We start from the raw sequence: 14,159 nt of genomic DNA, 5'->3' as shown, positions 1-14,159 counted from the left end.
CTGTGCTCCCGGATCCCGCGTACGGCCTCGTCCGGAGGTGTCCCCCTTGCCCAGCCCGCCCCGGTCCCCGGCGCCGCCGCAGCGCCGCCCGCAGCCGCCCCGCCGTGTGCCGCGCCCGCCCGAGCGGACCGTGGGCCCCGTCCGGCCGCCCAGGCGGCCCCGGTGGGCCATGCGGGCGGTCACCACGCTGTCGGTCGTGGTGCTCGCCTCCGCCGGGATCGGCCACGCGGTGGTCAGCAGCCTGGACGCGGGCATCGCCCGGATCGACGCCTTCAAGGACATGAAGAACCGGCCCCAAGCCGGACACGGCATGAACGTGCTGCTGGTCGGCACCGACGGCCGCGACAAGGTCGGCGAGCGGGACCGGCGCGCCTTCCGGCTGGGCGGCCAGCCCTGTCACTGCACCGACACCATGATGATCGTGCACATCGCGGAGGACCGGGGACGGGCCACCGTGGTGAGCCTGCCGCGCGACTCCTACGCCGAGATGCCCGCGCACACCGACCAGAACTCGGGGCGGCGGCACGGCCCGCACCCGGTCCGGCTCAACGCGGCGTACGCCGAGGGCGGTCCGCAGCTGACCATCCGCACGGTCGAGCACATGACCCACGTGAAGATCGACCACTATCTGGAGGTCGACTTCACCAGCTTCATGCGGACCGTGGACGTGCTCGGCGGGGTGGAGGTCTGCACGCCGACGCCGCTGAAGGACCGGTACACCGGCCTCGAACTCGCGCCCGGCACGCACACCCTGCGGGGCGGGCGGGCGCTGCAGTACGTCCGCGCCCGGCACGTCGACGGGGCCAGCGACCTCGGCCGGATGAAGCGGCAGCAGCGGTTCCTGGCCGCGCTGCTGGAGAAGACGACCTCCTCCGGGGTGCTGCTGAACCCGATGCGGTTCCGGGACGTGACCCGGGCGGTGCTCGGCTCGGTCCGCGCGGACGCGGGCTTCGGCACCGACGAGCTGCTGGACCTCGGCCGCGCGATGCGGAACTTCTCGCCGTCCTCCTCGGAGTTCACCACCGTGCCCATCGGGCAGCTGAACTACCAGGTCAAGGGCATCGGCTCGACGCTGAAGTGGGACCCGGTGAAGGCGGAGAAGCTGTTCGCCGCGGTGCGCGACGACAAGCCGCTGGCCCAGGACCGCGCGCGCCGCTCACGGGGGCCGGCGCCGGTGCCGGTGGAGGTGGCGCCGGAGACGGTCCGGGTGCAGGTGGCCAACGGCACGGGCACGGTGGGGCTGGGCAAGCGGGTCGACGCGGCGCTGGCGGCGACCGGCTTCGCCACCACCCGCCGGCCGGTCACGGCGCCCGCCCGGGTGCCGCGCACGCTGGTCTTCTACGACCCCCGCTGGGACCGCTCGGCCCGCTCCCTGGCCGCGGCCCTGCCGGGCAGCGAGCTGCGCGCGGTGCCGGGGCAGGGACCGCTGCTGAAGGTGACGGCCGGCGCGGACTTCAAGGACGTCCGCCGAGTGCGGTTCGACGACCCGGGGCGGCCGGAGCAGAACGTGCTGCGGGGCGACGAGGTGGCGTGCTGAGCGTTCTCCGGGACGCTCAGTCCTCGAATCCCTCCGCCGCGCGCTGCTCGCGCAGCTCGCGGATCGCGCGGCGGCGGGCCAGGCGGTGGGTGCGGCGGATCTGGGCCTCCTGGTAGCGGCGGCGGTCGCGGTCGGTCTCGGGTATGACCGGCGGCACCCGGCGCGGCTTGCCGTCGGCGTCCACCGCGGCGAAGACCAGGTAGGCGGAGCCGACCTGGGTGGCCGGGGCGGACTCGTTCCAGCGCTCGGCGAGGACCCGGACGCCGACCTCCATGGAGGTCCGGCCGGTCCAGTTCACCTGCGCCTTCACATGGACCAGGTCGCCGACGCGGACCGGCTCCAGGAACGCCATCTCGTCCATGGACGCGGTGACGGCGGGGCCGCCGGAGTGCCGGCCGGCCACGGCGCCCGCGGCGTCGTCGACCAGTTTCATGATCACTCCGCCGTGCACCGTCCCCAGCAGATTGGTGTCGCTGTGGGTCATGATGTGGCTGAGGGTGGTGCGGGAGGCGGAGGTGGGCTTACCCGGGATCTCCGGTTCCACTTCCGTGGCCTGGTCTGTCATGCCCTCCACCTTATGCCGACGGCGCATTCGCGGAATTTGTGTCGGCTTCGCAACAGCGGGGCCCTGATTTTCCGACAGCCCTTGTCCGGCACACCGCGGTGCCCGGCACACTGGTGCGCATGAATGACTGGCCCGAGGGATGGTCCGACGACAACGGCGGCCCGCGCTACGGACGCGGCAGTGCCGGCGCGCGGCCGGAGAGCGCCCGTGTGATGCGTCAGGTGCGGCGCGGCCCGGCGGTACCGCCCGGTCCGCGCTCGGGGTACGACGGCTCCGGTGCGGCGGCGCCGCCGCACGGGGCCGGTGTGCCGCAGCAGCCGTCGTACGTGAACGGCCAGGGCCACGAGCCGGGCGCCGGCCCGGACGGGTACGACAGCGGCTACAACACCGGCCAGGTCTACGGCTCGCCCGGCGGCCGTGGTCCGGGCGCTCCGGCGGGCTCCTCCGCCCGTGCCCCGAGACCCGCGCCGAACTGGCGGCGGCGGATCAAGTGGACGGCGATCACGGTGGCGGGTGTGCTGGTCGTCACGTCGGTCGCGACCTACTTCTGGGCCGACTCCAAGCTGCGCCGCGAAGTGGACCTCTCCAAGGTCATCGACCGGCCGGACGGCGGTGACGGCACGAACTACCTGATCGTCGGCTCGGACAGCCGGGAGGGCATGTCCAAGGAGGACGAGAAGAAGCTGCACACCGGCGGCGCCGAGGGCAAGCGCACCGACTCGATGATGATCCTGCACGTCGGCGACAACGGCGACACGCTGATCTCGCTGCCGCGCGACTCGGACGTGGTGGTCCCGTCGTACCAGGGGTCGACGTCGGGGAAGGTCTTCCCGGCGCAGGGCCGGCACGCCAAGCTGAACGCCACCTACGCCGAGGACGGGCCGACGCTGCTGGTCCGCGCGATCGAGGCCAACACCGGTCTGCGCATCGACCACTACGTGGAGATCGGCTTCCAGGGCTTCGCCGGCATCGTGGACGCGGTGGGCGGAGTCGAGATCACCATCGACAAGGGCTTCAAGGACAAGTGGTCCGGCGCCGACTTCGAGGCGGGCAAGCAGACCCTGAACGGTCAGGAGGCCCTCGCCTTCGTGCGCACCCGGCACGCGTTCGCCGCCTCCGACCTCCAGCGCACCAAGAACCAGCAGAAGTTCCTCGCCGCCCTGGCGCACCAGGTGGCGACGCCCTCGACGATCCTGAACCCGTTCAAGTTCTACCCGACCATGGGCGCGGGCCTGGACTCGCTGATCGTCGACAAGGACATGTCGCTGTGGGATCTGGCGTCGATGTTCTGGGCGATGAAGGGCGTCAGCGGCGGTGACGGCACCTCGATGAACATGCCGATCTCCGGCTCCGTGGGCGGCAACCTGGTCTGGGACAAGACCAAGGTGAAGACGCTGGTGGACGAGCTGAACAACGACGAGAAGGTCACCGTCTCCGGGAACTAGGGGCGGGGAACCGGGCGGCGGGGGCCGGGGGCACCCGGCGGGGCGCCCCCGGCCGGAGCGGGGCGGGGCTCACATGTGGCCGGCGCCCGCCATCGCCCGGCAGGTCTCGGCACAGCGGCGACACGCCTCGGCGCAGCGCGTCAGCTGCTGGTCGTCCGGCATGGCGGTACACGCCTCGGCGCACATGTCGCACGCCTTGGCGCACAGCGCGCACATGTCGGTGTGCATGGGCGAGCGGCGCATCATCATGTCGGCGCACATCCGGGTGGTCTCGGAACAGTCCATCAGCGCCCGCATGATCTGCATCTGCTGCTGGCCGCCCTTCTGCATGCAGGAGCTCATCGTCTCCTCGCAGATGCTGTGGCAGTTCATGCAGGCCTCGATGCACTCCTGCATCTGCCGGGTGAGGGCGGGCATCGTCGGCGACTGGGTCATGGCTCCTCCTGGAAAGGCGGGGGCCCGGGGCGGACCCCGTCTGCTTCCGTCCTACGTCCGGTGCCGCCGCCCCGCACGTCGGCCCACGGCGCCGCGCCCGTCCCGGCCGGTCCGCGGCCGGTCTACGGCTTGCGGCCCACGGCGCCGAAGTGGGTCACCTCCGCCGGCTCCGCCGTACCGGCCCCGGGCCGCCAGCGCGAGCAGGAGACGAGGCCCGGCTCCAGCAGTTCGACCCGGTCGAAGAGCCGGGCCAGTTCGGCGCGGGTGCGCAGGGTCATGGGCGCGGAGCCCTGGCCGTTCCAGTACTCCACGGCCTGGGTCATCGCCTCGCCGTCGACCTCGGTGGTGGGGTGGGAGATCACCAGGAAGCTGCCGGAGGGCACGGCGTCCAGCAGCCGGTGCACGATGGACACGGCCTCGTCGGTGTCCAGGACGAAGTTGAGGATGCCGAGCAGGGTGAGGGCGACCGGGCGGTCCAGGTCCAGGGTCCGGGCGGCACCCCGCACGATGGCCTCCGGGTCGTGGACGTCGGCCTCGATGTAGTCCGTGGCGCCCTCGGGAGTGCTGGTCAGCAGCGCGTGGGCGTGGGTGAGGACGAGCGGGTCGTTGTCGGCGTAGACGATCCGGCAGGACGGGTCGACGCGCTGGGCGACCTCGTGGGTGTTGTCGGCGGTGGGCAGTCCGGTGCCGATGTCCAGGAACTGCCGGATGCCCTCGGTGCCGGCCAGGTGCCGCACCGCGCGGGCCAGGAACGCCCGGTCGGCGACGGCCGAGCGGGGCAGCGCCGGGACGAAGCCGAGGATCTGCTCGCCGACCTGCTCATCCACCGGGTAGTGGTCCTTGCCGCCGAGCCAGTAGTTCCAGACGCGGGCCGAGTGGGAGACGTCGGTACGCAGCCGGGCCATGCGCGCGACGCCTTCGTCCCCGGTGGCCGCGGTGTGGTCGGACAGGGCCATGGGCGCGGGTCTCCTTCGAAGTGATCACGACCGGAACGCGCACCAAAATAAGGAAGAAGGCGCCCGGACGGGCGCCTTCCGCAAAACACGAGCCCCCTGCTACGGAAGGTTCCTCGCCATGACGATCCGCTGAACCTGATTCGTGCCCTCGTAGATCTGGGTGATCTTGGCGTCGCGCATCATGCGCTCCACCGGGTAGTCGCGGGTGTAGCCGTAGCCGCCGAGGAGCTGGACGGCGTCGGTGGTGACCTCCATGGCGACGTCCGAGGCGAAGCACTTGGCGGCGGCGCCCAGGTAGGTGAGGTCGGCGTCGCCGCGCTCGGAGGCGGCGGCGGCCTGGTAGGTGAGGGCGCGGGCCGCCGAGATCTTCATGGACATGTCGGCGAGCATGAACTGGATGCCCTGGAAGTCGGCGATCGCCTTGCCGAACTGCTTGCGCTCCTGGACGTAGCCCTTGGCGTAGTCGAGGGCGCCCTGGGCGACGCCGAGGGCCTGGGCGGCGATGGTGATGCGGGTGTGGTCCAGGGTCTTCATGGCCGTCATGAAGCCGGTGCCCTCCTCGCCGATCATGCGGTCGGCGGGGATGCGGACGTTGTCGAAGTAGACCTCGCGGGTCGGGGAACCCTTGATGCCGAGCTTCTTCTCCGGCGCGCCGAAGGAGACGCCCTCGTCGGACTTCTCGACCACGAAGGCGGAGATGCCCTTCGAGCGCTTCGAGGGGTCCGTCACGGCCATCACCGTGTAGTACTCCGAGACGCCCGCGTTGGTGATCCAGCGCTTGACGCCGTTGAGCACCCAGTGGTCGCCGTCGCGGACGGCCTTGGTCTTCATGCCGGCCGCGTCCGAGCCCGCCTCCGGCTCGGACAGGCAGTACGAGAACATCGCGTCGCCCTTGGCCAGCGGGCCCAGGTACTTCTTCTTCAGCTCCTCGGAGCCGGAGAGGATCACCGGGAGCGAGCCCAGCTTGTTCACCGCGGGGATGAGCGAGGAGGAGACGCAGGCACGGGCGACCTCCTCGATCACGATGACCGTGGCGAGCGCGTCGGCGCCGGAGCCGCCGTACTCCTCGGGGACGTGCACGGCGTGCAGGTCGTTGGCCACCAGGGCGTCGAGGGCCTCCTGCGGGAAGCGGGCCTCCTCGTCCACCGCCGCGGCGTACGGCGCGATCTTCGCCTCGACCAGCGAACGGACGGCGTCCCGGAGCATGTCGTGCTCCTCGGACGGGCGGTACAGGTCGAAGTCAGCCGATCCGGCCACGGTCTCTCACGCTCCAAAGACGCAGTGATACTGACGCTAATTACCGTTAAGTAACTCAAATTTTAGAGGCCCGGCCTCCACCCGCCTACGTGAGCTACGCGACAGCGGAAAAATGCCCGGCCAGAGGCCCGGATATGCTCGGGCCCGCATGACCGAGCACGACCGACGGACCCGAGCTGGAGCACCCATGAGCCTGAAGATCACCGTGATCGGCACCGGCTACCTCGGCGCCACGCACGCCGCGGCCATGGCCGAGCTGGGCTTCGAGGTGCTGGGCCTGGACGTGGTACCCGAGAAGATCGCCCTGCTGGAGCGCGGCAGGACCCCGATGTACGAACCGGGGCTCGAGGAGCTGCTGCGCAGGCACGTCGCCGGGATCGAGGGGTCGACCGGGCGGCTGCGGTTCACCACGGACTGGGCCGAGGCCGGTGCCTTCGGCGACGTGCACTTCGTGTGCGTCAACACGCCGCAGAAGCACGGCGAGTACGCCTGCGACATGTCCTACGTCGACTCCGCGATCGCCTCCCTCGCCCCGCACCTGCACGGCCCGGCCCTGGTCGTGGGCAAGTCGACCGTGCCGGTGGGCTCCGCCGAGCGGCTGGCGGACTACCTCGCCGAGCACGCCCCGGCGGGCGCGGACGCCGAGCTGGCCTGGAACCCGGAGTTCCTGCGCGAGGGCTTCGCCGTCGAGGACACCCTGCACCCGGACCGGATCGTGGTCGGCGTGCGCGGCGAGCGCGCCGAGAAGCTGCTGCGCGAGGTGTACGCGACGCCGGTGGCCGGCGGCACGCCGTTCATCGTCACCGACTTCCCGACCGCCGAGCTGGTGAAGACGGCCGCGAACTCCTTCCTCGCCACCAAGATCTCCTTCATCAACGCGATGGCGGAGGTGTGCGAGGCGGGCGGCGGTGACGTGGCCCGGCTCGCCGAGGCCATCGGGTACGACGACCGGATCGGCCGCAAGTTCCTGCGCGCCGGGATCGGCTTCGGCGGCGGCTGCCTGCCCAAGGACATCCGGGCGTTCATGGCCCGCGCGGGCGAGCTGGGCGCCGACCAGGCGCTGACCTTCCTGCGCGAGATCGACTCCATCAACATGCGCCGGCGCGGCCAGATGGTGGAGATGGCCCGGGAGGCGCTGGGCGGCGGCTCCTTCCTCGGCAAGCGGGTGGCGGTGCTCGGCGCCACCTTCAAGCCGGACTCGGACGACGTGCGCGACTCGCCCGCGCTGAACGTGGCCGGGCAGATCCACCTCCAGGGCGGCCAGGTGACGGTGTACGACCCGAAGGGCATGGCCAACGCCCGCAAGGTCTTCCCGACCCTGGGCTACGCCGACAGCGCGGAGGAGGCCGTCCGCGGCGCCCATGTCGTGCTGCACCTGACCGAGTGGCGGGAGTTCGGCGAGCTGGACCCGGCGGCACTCGGCGAGGTCGCGGCGGACCGGGTGCTCCTGGACGGGCGCAACACGCTCGACCCGGAGCTGTGGCGACGGGCCGGGTGGACGTACCGGGCGATGGGCCGGCCCACGGCTTAGGTTTCCGCCGCGGCGCGCCGTCCCGCGGCCGCATCGGGCTCGGGCCGCGAGCGTTGGCGGGGAGAACGTCCGGGAGAGCGTGACGCCGGTTCGGCCGAGGCTCAGTCGGCCGAACCGGGGTCTGTGGGCATTCTGCACCATCCCCGGCGTGCCTCAGGGGCCCTTCGCGCGGTAGCGGCGCATCTTGGCGCGGGCCCCGCACGTCCGCATCAGGCACCAGCGTCCGCGTCCGGCGGGGCTGCGGTCGTAGTACGCCCAGTGGCAGGTGGCGGACTCGCACGCCTTGAGTCTGGCCCAGGTGCCGGCGACGAGCGCCTCGGCGACGGCGGCGGCGATCCGGGCGGGCAGCGGGCCCTCGTCGGCGGGCGTCAGCCGGGCGGAGCCGTCGTGGTCGTCCACGGCGAGGTACAGCGGCGCCCGGGCCAGCAGTGTGCCGAGCGGGGTCACGGCGCGGTGCGGCGGATGCCCGGCGTGGGCGAGCAGCGCGGCCCGCAGCGACTCGCGCAGCTCCCGGGCCTCGTCGAGGCCGTCCTCGGTGATCCCCAGGCGGACGCGGCCCTCCGGCGTGTCCAGCGCGTCGGTGCCCGCCTCCATGTCGAGCGTGTTCACCAGCGACTCGACCAGCGCCAGGCCGCCCGGCGCGGCGGATCTCTCGCTCATGCTTGCGACGTTACCGCTTCTGGGGGAGCATGCGGTCACCGTTACCGGTTACCCGGTCCTACGGGTAACTATCAGGAGGTGGTCATGGCTCTCGCCAAGCTCGACGTCGTGGTGCTGGACTGTCCCGATCCCCGTGCGCTGGCCGGGTTCTACGCCGGTGTGCTGGACGGCACGGTGGAGGGCGACGAGGAGTGGGTGACGCTGAAGGTGCCCGGCGGGCCGGAGCTGGCCTTCCAGCGGGCGCCCGGGTTCGTGCCGCCCGAGTGGCCCGCGGCGGACCGCTCCCAGCAGTTCCACCTGGACCTGACCGTGCCGGACCTGGACGCGGCCGAGAAGGGCGTGCTGGAGCTGGGCGCCAGGCCGCTGGACACCGCCGACCGGTCCCGTTCCTTCCGTGTCTACGCCGACCCGGCGGGGCACCCGTTCTGCCTCTGTGCCTGCTGAGTCCGTCTCGAACGAGAAACCGGAGGACACCATGGCGTCCGTGGCCCGTTTCCGCAACGTCGTGCTCGACTGCCCCGACCCGCACGCGCTGGCCGCCTTCTACGCGGCCGTGGCCGGAGGCACCCCGGAGCCGGAGGACGACGACTGGGTCGTCCTCCGCGTGCCGGACGGGCCCCGGATGGCCTTCCAGCGGGCCGAGGGCCACACGCCGCCCGAGTGGCCGCGCGCCGACCACAACGGCCAGCAGCTCCACCTCGACTTCGACGCGGGCCCGACCTGGGACGACATCGACGCCGCGCACGAACGGGTGATCGCGCTCGGCGCCCGACCGCTGGACCTGGAGGACCGCGAGAAGAAGGACTTCCAGGTGTACGCCGACCCGGCCGGGCATCCGTTCTGCCTGTGCCGGATCGAGCGGTCGTAGGGCCTCTAGAGGACGTCCAGATCGGTGACCGGCGGTGCCGGGGCCTTTCGGCGGTGCTGGGCGGCGCGGGCCGTGAAGTCCGCGCCGCGCAGCACCCGCTGGACGTTTCCCCACGTCAGCAGCGCCAGTTCGGTCTCGGACCAGCCGCGCCTGAGCAGTTCGGCGATCAGGTGCGGGTAGCGGGAGGCGTCGGCCAGTTCGCGGGGATGGGCGGCGCCGGAGTCGTAGGTGCCGGACAGGCCGACGCACTCGGGGCCGGCCACGTCGCGGACGTGGTCCAGGTGGTCGGCGACGTCCGGGACGGCCGGCCCGGTCTGCTCGGCGGTCAGCGGCACCATGCACAGGCCCTTCGCCCCGCCGAGGGCGGCCAGCAGGTCGTCGGGCAGATTGGCCGGGTGCGGGCGCAGGGCGCGGGCGGCCGAGCGGGTGCACAGCACCGGGGTCTTGGACAGCGCGAGGGTGCGCCGGACGGTGGCGGCCGAGGCGCCGGTGACGTCGGCGAGCACACCGAGCCGGTTCATCTCGCGCACCACCTCCTCACCGAACCGGGTGAGCCCCGACACGCCCGCCCACGCGGTGTCCGCGAGGCTGAGGACGCGCACGCCGAGGGCGTGCAGCACGCGCAGGACGGCGAGGGAGCCGTCCAGCGCGGCGCCGTGCGCGGGGCCCGGCAGCACGGCGATCCGGCCGCGGTTGCGGGCGTCGATGACCTGCCCGGCGGTACGCACCAGCCGCAGCCCCTCCGGATGCGCCTCGACGACCGAGCGCACCAGGTCCAGCTGTTCCAGGGTCGCCGCCACCGGACGCTCCCCGGCCGGTTCCTCGGGCAGGTGCAGCGACCAGAACAGCGCGCCGACGTGCCCGGCGCGCAGCCGGGGCACGTCCGTGTCGACGGCGGCCTCGCCGAGCTGGAGGTCGTGGCCGGGCAGATGGCGCAGGGCCCAGGGCAGGCCGCTGTAGCCGTCGGCGACCGGGTGCGCGGCGAGCAGGACGCGGGCCCGCTCCAGCAGGTCCCCGGCCGGCCGGAGGCGCAACGGCTCGTCCGGCAGGCCGCCGTCCTCGCCGACCTCGGTCGTGCCGGGGATGTCGTCCTGGAGGTCGGCCATGGCGGGCTCCGTACGTCCTCGTCGCCTACGGCGTGCTGTGGCTGGCGTACCGACACGGTCGCACGGAGCGCGGCGGACCTCCTGGCGAGCGGGGCGTTCGGGGGTAACCCGGTCAGCTCCCGCCGGGCGTGCCGTCCAGTTCCTCGATGGTGGCGAGGGACGGGCCCCGACTGGCCTTCAGGTCGCGGGCGACGTCCTCCGCCGCGCCCAGCACCCGTACCGCGTTGCGCCAGGTCAGCTTGGCCAGGTCGGTGCGGGACCAGCCGCGGTCCAGCAGCTCGGCGAGGAGGTTGGGGTAGCCGGAGACGTCGTCCAGGCCGTCCGGGGTGAACGCGGTGCCGTCGTAGTCGCCGCCGATGCCCAGGTGGTCGATGCCGGCCACCTCGCGCATGTGGTCCAGGTGGTCGGCCACCGTGGACACCGTGGCGACCGGGCGCGGATGGCGCTCCTCGAACGCGCGGTGCAGCCGCATCGCCTCGGGGCTGGTGTCCAGGTGGTGCAGGCCGTGGGCGCGCAGGTTGTCGTCGGCGGCGGCCGTCCAGTCGACGGCGGCCTGGAGGACGAACTTGGGCACGAACGTCACCATCGCCACGCCGCCGTTGTCGGGCAGCCGCTCCAGGACGTCGTCGGGGATGTTGCGCGGGTGGTCGCAGACCGCGCGGGCGGAGGAGTGCGAGAAGATCACCGGCGCGGCGGAGGCGTCCAGCGCGTCCCGCATGGTGGTGGCGGCCACGTGCGAGAGGTCGACCAGCATGCCGAGCCGGTTCATCTCGCGGACCACCTCGCGGCCGAAGGCGGTCAGGCCCCGGGCCCTCGGCTCGTCCGTCGCGGAGTCCGCCCAGTCCACGTTGGAGTTGTGGGTGAGGGTCATGTAGCGCACGCCGAGCGCGTACAGGGCGCGCAGGGTGCCCAGGGAGTTGGCGATGGAGTGGCCGCCCTCGGCGCCCATGAGGGAGGCGATCCGGCCGTCGGCGCGGGCCGCCTCCAGGTCGGCGGCGGTCCGCGCGGGCGCCAGGTCCGCCGGGTAGCGCTCCAGCATCCGGTGGACGCAGTCGATCTGCTCCAGGGTGGCCGCGACCGGCTCGGGCTGCTCGGCCGGCACGTACACCGACCAGTACTGGGCGCCGACGCCGCCCGCGCGCAGCCGCGGCAGGTCGGTGTGCAGCCGGTCGCGGCGGTCCCCGGCGATGTCCAGGGCGTCGAGGTCGTAGCGGACCTGCTCGCGCAGCGCCCACGGCAGGTCGTTGTGGCCGTCGACGACCGGGAACTCGCGCAGCAGGTCCCGGGCCTCCTCCAGCGCGCTCATGCCGGTCACTTCCCGAAGCCGAAGCCGCTCGTGCCCTCGACCTTGGCGCGCAGCCGCTTGCCCTTCTCGGTGGCCTGGTCGTTCAGCTCCTGCTGGAAGTCGCGCATCCGGTGCAGCAGTTCCTCGTCGTGCGCGGCGAGCATCCGGGCCGCGAGCAGACCGGCGTTGCGGGCGCCGGCGACGGAGACCGTGGCGACCGGGACACCGGCCGGCATCTGCACGATGGACAGCAGCGAGTCCATGCCGTCCAGGTACTTCAGCGGCACGGGCACGCCGATGACCGGCAGCGGGGTGACGGAGGCGAGCATGCCGGGCAGGTGGGCGGCGCCGCCCGCGCCCGCGATGATCGCCTTCAGCCCGCGGTCGGCGGCCTGCTCGCCGTAGGTGATCATCTCGCGGGGCATGCGGTGCGCGGAGACGACGTCGACCTCGTAGGCGATCTCGAACTCGTCCAGGGCCTTGGCGGCGGCCTCCATGACGGGCCAGTCGGAGTCGGACCCCATGACGATGCCAACAACGGGGCTCATTCGGTGATCGTGCCTCTCAGGTAGCCGGCTGCGTGACGGGCGCGCTCCAGCACGTCGTCCAGGTCGTCGCCGTAGGTGTTGACGTGTCCGACCTTGCGACCGGGCTTCACGTCCTTGCCGTACATGTGGATCTTGAGCTTGGGGTCGCGGGCCATGCAGTGCAAGTACGCGGAGTACATGTCGGGGTAGTCGCCGCCCAGGACGTTGACCATGACCGTCCACGGGGCGCGCGGGCGGGGGTCGCCCAGCGGCAGGTCCAGGACCGCGCGGACGTGGTTGGCGAACTGGGAGGTGATCGCGCCGTCCATGGACCAGTGGCCGGAGTTGTGCGGGCGCATCGCGAGTTCGTTGACGAGGATGCGGCCGTCGCGGGTCTGGAACAGCTCGACGGCGAGGTGCCCGACGACGTCCAGTTCCTTGGCGACGGTCAGGGCGAGCCGCTCGGCGCGCAGGGCCAGGTCCTCGGGCAGGTCCGGGGCGGGCGCGATCACGGTGTCGCAGACGCCGTCGACCTGCCGGGACTCCACCACCGGGTAGGCGACGGCCTGGCCGTGCGGGGAGCGGACGACGTTGGCGGCCAGCTCGCGGACGTAGTCGACCTTCTCCTCGGCGAGGACGGGGACGCCGGCGCGGAACGGCTCGGCCGCCTCCTCGGCGTTCTCCACGACCCACACGCCCTTGCCGTCGTAGCCGCCGCGGACGGTCTTGAGGACGACGGGGAAGCCGTCGCCCTCGGCCGCGAAGCGGACCACGTCCTGCGGATCGGTCACGATCCGGTGCCGGGGGCACGGGATGCCGATCGCGTCGAGCCTCGCGCGCATCACGCCCTTGTCCTGGGCGTGCACCAGCGCGTCGGGCCCCGGGCGCACGGGAATGCCGTCCGCCTCCAGAGCCCGGAGGTGCTCGGTGGGTACGTGTTCGTGATCGAAGGTGATCACATCGCACCCGCGCGCGAATTCCCGCAAGGTGTCGAGGTCGCGGTAGTCGCCGATGACGACATCGCTCACGACCTGCGCCGCGGAATCCTGAGGGGTGTCACTGAGAAGCTTGAACCTGATGCCCAACGGGATGCCCGCCTCGTGCGTCATACGCGCGAGCTGCCCCCCGCCGACCATGCCGACTACCGGGAACGTCACACCCCTAGCGTATCGGCCATCCGGGGTCGGCCGGATCGCGTCCCTCCCCCAGGACTCTTACCCGGTGCTTTCCCGCCTCTTTCCGGCCTGTTTCCCGGCCCTGGCCCGGTCCCCGGGCAGTGAAGGGCCCGCACGGCTAGCATGGCGGGGTTGACGAATCCTACCGACGGGAGCTGCACAGCCATGGAACCTCGTTCCTCGGGGGTGCAACGGCTCGTACGCGAGTTGATCCGGTTCGGTGCCGTCGGCGGGGCCGGGGTTCTGGTCAACCTCGGTGTGTTCAACCTGGTCCGGCACTCCTCGGACCTGCCGGTGGTGCGCGCCAGCGTGATCGCGACGGTCGTGGCCATCGTCTTCAACTACGTGGGCTTCCGCTACTGGACCTACCGGGACCGCGACAAGAGCGGGCGCACCCGGGAACTGACGCTGTTCCTGCTGTTCAGCGTGGCCGGCCTGGTGATCGAGAACGGCGTGCTGTACCTGGCGACCTACGGCTTCGGCTGGGACACCCCGCTGCAGAGCAACGTCTTCAAGTTCGTCGGCATCGGCGTGGCGACGCTGTTCCGGTTCTGGTCGTACCGCACCTGGGTGTTCCGGACGCTGCCGGCCGGGGAGGCCGTGGCGGGTGCCGAATCGATTCTGAAGCAGGAGCCGCGGCGGTCCGCGCCCCGCCAGCGGGTCCCGTAGCGATTCCCGACACCGGCCGGCTCACCCGGCCGTTGCGACTTCCGCGGAGGCCCGGACACGGTCACGGCCGCCGTGGAGGTCCCCGCGCCCGGCGACTCCCTTAGAGGACGGGCGCCCGGCACGACTCCCGTAGAGATCCCTCG

The 14,159-nt window shown here is 72.3% G+C and carries 15 protein-coding genes; 6 read left to right on the top strand and 9 right to left on the bottom strand.

The window, feature by feature from the left end; genetic code table 11:
* The first annotated feature begins 169 nt into the window (after window positions 1-169).
* On the top strand, window positions 170-1,537 hold the full coding sequence (locus SCK26_RS22885; RefSeq protein ID WP_318203192.1) for an LCP family protein: 1,368 nt from the start codon (window positions 170-172) through the stop codon (window positions 1,535-1,537).
* 16 nt (window positions 1,538-1,553) lie between these two features.
* Here SCK26_RS22885 and SCK26_RS22880 read toward each other — a convergent pair whose 3' ends face one another.
* Window positions 1,554-2,129, bottom strand: a complete 576-nt coding sequence (locus SCK26_RS22880) for an acyl-CoA thioesterase (RefSeq protein WP_318203191.1) — start codon at window positions 2,127-2,129, stop codon at window positions 1,554-1,556.
* Window positions 2,130-2,221: 92 nt separating this feature from the next.
* On the opposite strand from SCK26_RS22880, the gene SCK26_RS22875 reads away from it, so the two are divergent.
* Window positions 2,222-3,547, top strand: a complete 1,326-nt coding sequence (locus SCK26_RS22875; RefSeq protein WP_318203190.1) for an LCP family protein — start codon at window positions 2,222-2,224, stop codon at window positions 3,545-3,547.
* Between the two features lie 69 nt (window positions 3,548-3,616).
* On the opposite strand, the gene SCK26_RS22870 is transcribed toward SCK26_RS22875, so the two are convergent.
* The 3 genes from SCK26_RS22870 to SCK26_RS22860 all read right to left on the bottom strand — a co-directional run bounded on the left by SCK26_RS22870 (window position 3,617) and on the right by SCK26_RS22860 (window position 6,195).
* Window positions 3,617-3,982, bottom strand: coding sequence for a four-helix bundle copper-binding protein (locus SCK26_RS22870; RefSeq protein WP_318203189.1), 366 nt, complete (start codon window positions 3,980-3,982; stop codon window positions 3,617-3,619).
* 122 nt (window positions 3,983-4,104) lie between these two features.
* Window positions 4,105-4,887 carry an SAM-dependent methyltransferase gene (locus tag SCK26_RS22865; RefSeq protein WP_318206071.1) on the bottom strand — a complete coding sequence of 261 codons (783 nt, stop codon included), beginning with the start codon at window positions 4,885-4,887 and terminating at the stop codon, window positions 4,105-4,107.
* A gap of 150 nt (window positions 4,888-5,037) precedes the next feature.
* Window positions 5,038-6,195, bottom strand: coding sequence for an acyl-CoA dehydrogenase (locus SCK26_RS22860; protein ID WP_318203188.1), 1,158 nt, complete (start codon window positions 6,193-6,195; stop codon window positions 5,038-5,040).
* Between the two features lie 187 nt (window positions 6,196-6,382).
* Here SCK26_RS22860 and SCK26_RS22855 point away from each other — a divergent pair, with 187 nt between their 5' ends.
* Complete coding sequence (locus tag SCK26_RS22855) at window positions 6,383-7,726, top strand: UDP-glucose/GDP-mannose dehydrogenase family protein (protein WP_318203187.1); 1,344 nt, start codon at window positions 6,383-6,385, stop codon at window positions 7,724-7,726.
* Window positions 7,727-7,879: 153 nt separating this feature from the next.
* Here the strand turns inward: SCK26_RS22855 and SCK26_RS22850 are convergent, their stop codons facing one another.
* Window positions 7,880-8,386 carry a CGNR zinc finger domain-containing protein gene (locus SCK26_RS22850; RefSeq protein WP_318203186.1) on the bottom strand — a complete coding sequence of 169 codons (507 nt, stop codon included), beginning with the start codon at window positions 8,384-8,386 and terminating at the stop codon, window positions 7,880-7,882.
* A gap of 84 nt (window positions 8,387-8,470) precedes the next feature.
* Between SCK26_RS22850 and SCK26_RS22845 the strand changes: the two genes are divergently transcribed.
* Together SCK26_RS22845 and SCK26_RS22840 are read left to right on the top strand one after the other, a co-directional pair.
* Entirely contained in the window at window positions 8,471-8,830 is a 360-nt protein-coding gene (locus SCK26_RS22845; protein WP_318203185.1) for a VOC family protein, read from the top strand.
* Window positions 8,831-8,861: 31 nt separating this feature from the next.
* A complete protein-coding gene (locus SCK26_RS22840; RefSeq protein WP_318206070.1) occupies window positions 8,862-9,254 on the top strand; it encodes a VOC family protein in 393 nt (130 codons plus the stop codon).
* Window positions 9,255-9,259: 5 nt separating this feature from the next.
* On the opposite strand, the gene SCK26_RS22835 is transcribed toward SCK26_RS22840, so the two are convergent.
* The 4 genes from SCK26_RS22835 to SCK26_RS22820 all read right to left on the bottom strand — a co-directional run bounded on the left by SCK26_RS22835 (window position 9,260) and on the right by SCK26_RS22820 (window position 13,329).
* Window positions 9,260-10,360, bottom strand: coding sequence for a dipeptidase (locus SCK26_RS22835; protein ID WP_318203184.1), 1,101 nt, complete (start codon window positions 10,358-10,360; stop codon window positions 9,260-9,262).
* Window positions 10,361-10,472: 112 nt separating this feature from the next.
* A complete protein-coding gene (locus SCK26_RS22830) occupies window positions 10,473-11,666 on the bottom strand; it encodes a dipeptidase (RefSeq protein ID WP_318203183.1) in 1,194 nt (397 codons plus the stop codon).
* Window positions 11,667-11,671: 5 nt separating this feature from the next.
* Window positions 11,672-12,193, bottom strand: coding sequence for a 5-(carboxyamino)imidazole ribonucleotide mutase (gene purE, locus SCK26_RS22825; protein ID WP_318203182.1), 522 nt, complete (start codon window positions 12,191-12,193; stop codon window positions 11,672-11,674).
* Window positions 12,190-13,329 (bottom strand): 5-(carboxyamino)imidazole ribonucleotide synthase, encoded by a 1,140-nt coding sequence (locus tag SCK26_RS22820; RefSeq protein ID WP_318203181.1) that lies wholly within the window; start codon window positions 13,327-13,329, stop codon window positions 12,190-12,192. The genes purE and SCK26_RS22820 overlap by 4 nt, the downstream gene beginning before the upstream one ends.
* 183 nt (window positions 13,330-13,512) lie before the next feature.
* On the opposite strand from SCK26_RS22820, the gene SCK26_RS22815 reads away from it, so the two are divergent.
* Window positions 13,513-14,016: a GtrA family protein gene (locus tag SCK26_RS22815; protein WP_318203180.1), complete on the top strand. Its 504-nt coding sequence runs from the start codon at window positions 13,513-13,515 to the stop codon at window positions 14,014-14,016.
* Window positions 14,017-14,159 lie beyond the last annotated feature (143 nt).

It is taken from the genome of Streptomyces sp. SCL15-4 (assembly GCF_033366695.1).
GTDB lineage: Bacteria > Actinomycetota > Actinomycetes > Streptomycetales > Streptomycetaceae > Streptomyces.
This window is presented reverse-complemented; position numbering and strand designations above follow the sequence as displayed.

Excerpts from the sequence above, each read along its gene's own strand:
- SCK26_RS22840 (WP_318206070.1), top strand. The coding sequence starts at position 8,862 with ATGGCGTCCGTGGCCCGTTTCCGCAACGTCGTGCTCGACTGCCCCGAC.
- SCK26_RS22830 (WP_318203183.1), bottom strand. The coding sequence starts at position 11,666 with ATGAGCGCGCTGGAGGAGGCCCGGGACCTGCTGCGCGAGTTCCCGGTC.
- SCK26_RS22855 (WP_318203187.1), top strand. The coding sequence starts at position 6,383 with ATGAGCCTGAAGATCACCGTGATCGGCACCGGCTACCTCGGCGCCACG.
- SCK26_RS22845 (WP_318203185.1), top strand. The coding sequence starts at position 8,471 with ATGGCTCTCGCCAAGCTCGACGTCGTGGTGCTGGACTGTCCCGATCCC.
- SCK26_RS22885 (WP_318203192.1), top strand. The coding sequence starts at position 170 with ATGCGGGCGGTCACCACGCTGTCGGTCGTGGTGCTCGCCTCCGCCGGG.
- SCK26_RS22875 (WP_318203190.1), top strand. The coding sequence starts at position 2,222 with ATGAATGACTGGCCCGAGGGATGGTCCGACGACAACGGCGGCCCGCGC.
- SCK26_RS22815 (WP_318203180.1), top strand. The coding sequence starts at position 13,513 with ATGGAACCTCGTTCCTCGGGGGTGCAACGGCTCGTACGCGAGTTGATC.
- SCK26_RS22880 (WP_318203191.1), bottom strand. The coding sequence starts at position 2,129 with ATGCGCCGTCGGCATAAGGTGGAGGGCATGACAGACCAGGCCACGGAA.
- SCK26_RS22850 (WP_318203186.1), bottom strand. The coding sequence starts at position 8,386 with ATGAGCGAGAGATCCGCCGCGCCGGGCGGCCTGGCGCTGGTCGAGTCG.
- purE (WP_318203182.1), bottom strand. The coding sequence starts at position 12,193 with ATGAGCCCCGTTGTTGGCATCGTCATGGGGTCCGACTCCGACTGGCCC.
- SCK26_RS22865 (WP_318206071.1), bottom strand. The coding sequence starts at position 4,887 with ATGGCCCGGCTGCGTACCGACGTCTCCCACTCGGCCCGCGTCTGGAAC.
- SCK26_RS22835 (WP_318203184.1), bottom strand. The coding sequence starts at position 10,360 with ATGGCCGACCTCCAGGACGACATCCCCGGCACGACCGAGGTCGGCGAG.
- SCK26_RS22870 (WP_318203189.1), bottom strand. The coding sequence starts at position 3,982 with ATGACCCAGTCGCCGACGATGCCCGCCCTCACCCGGCAGATGCAGGAG.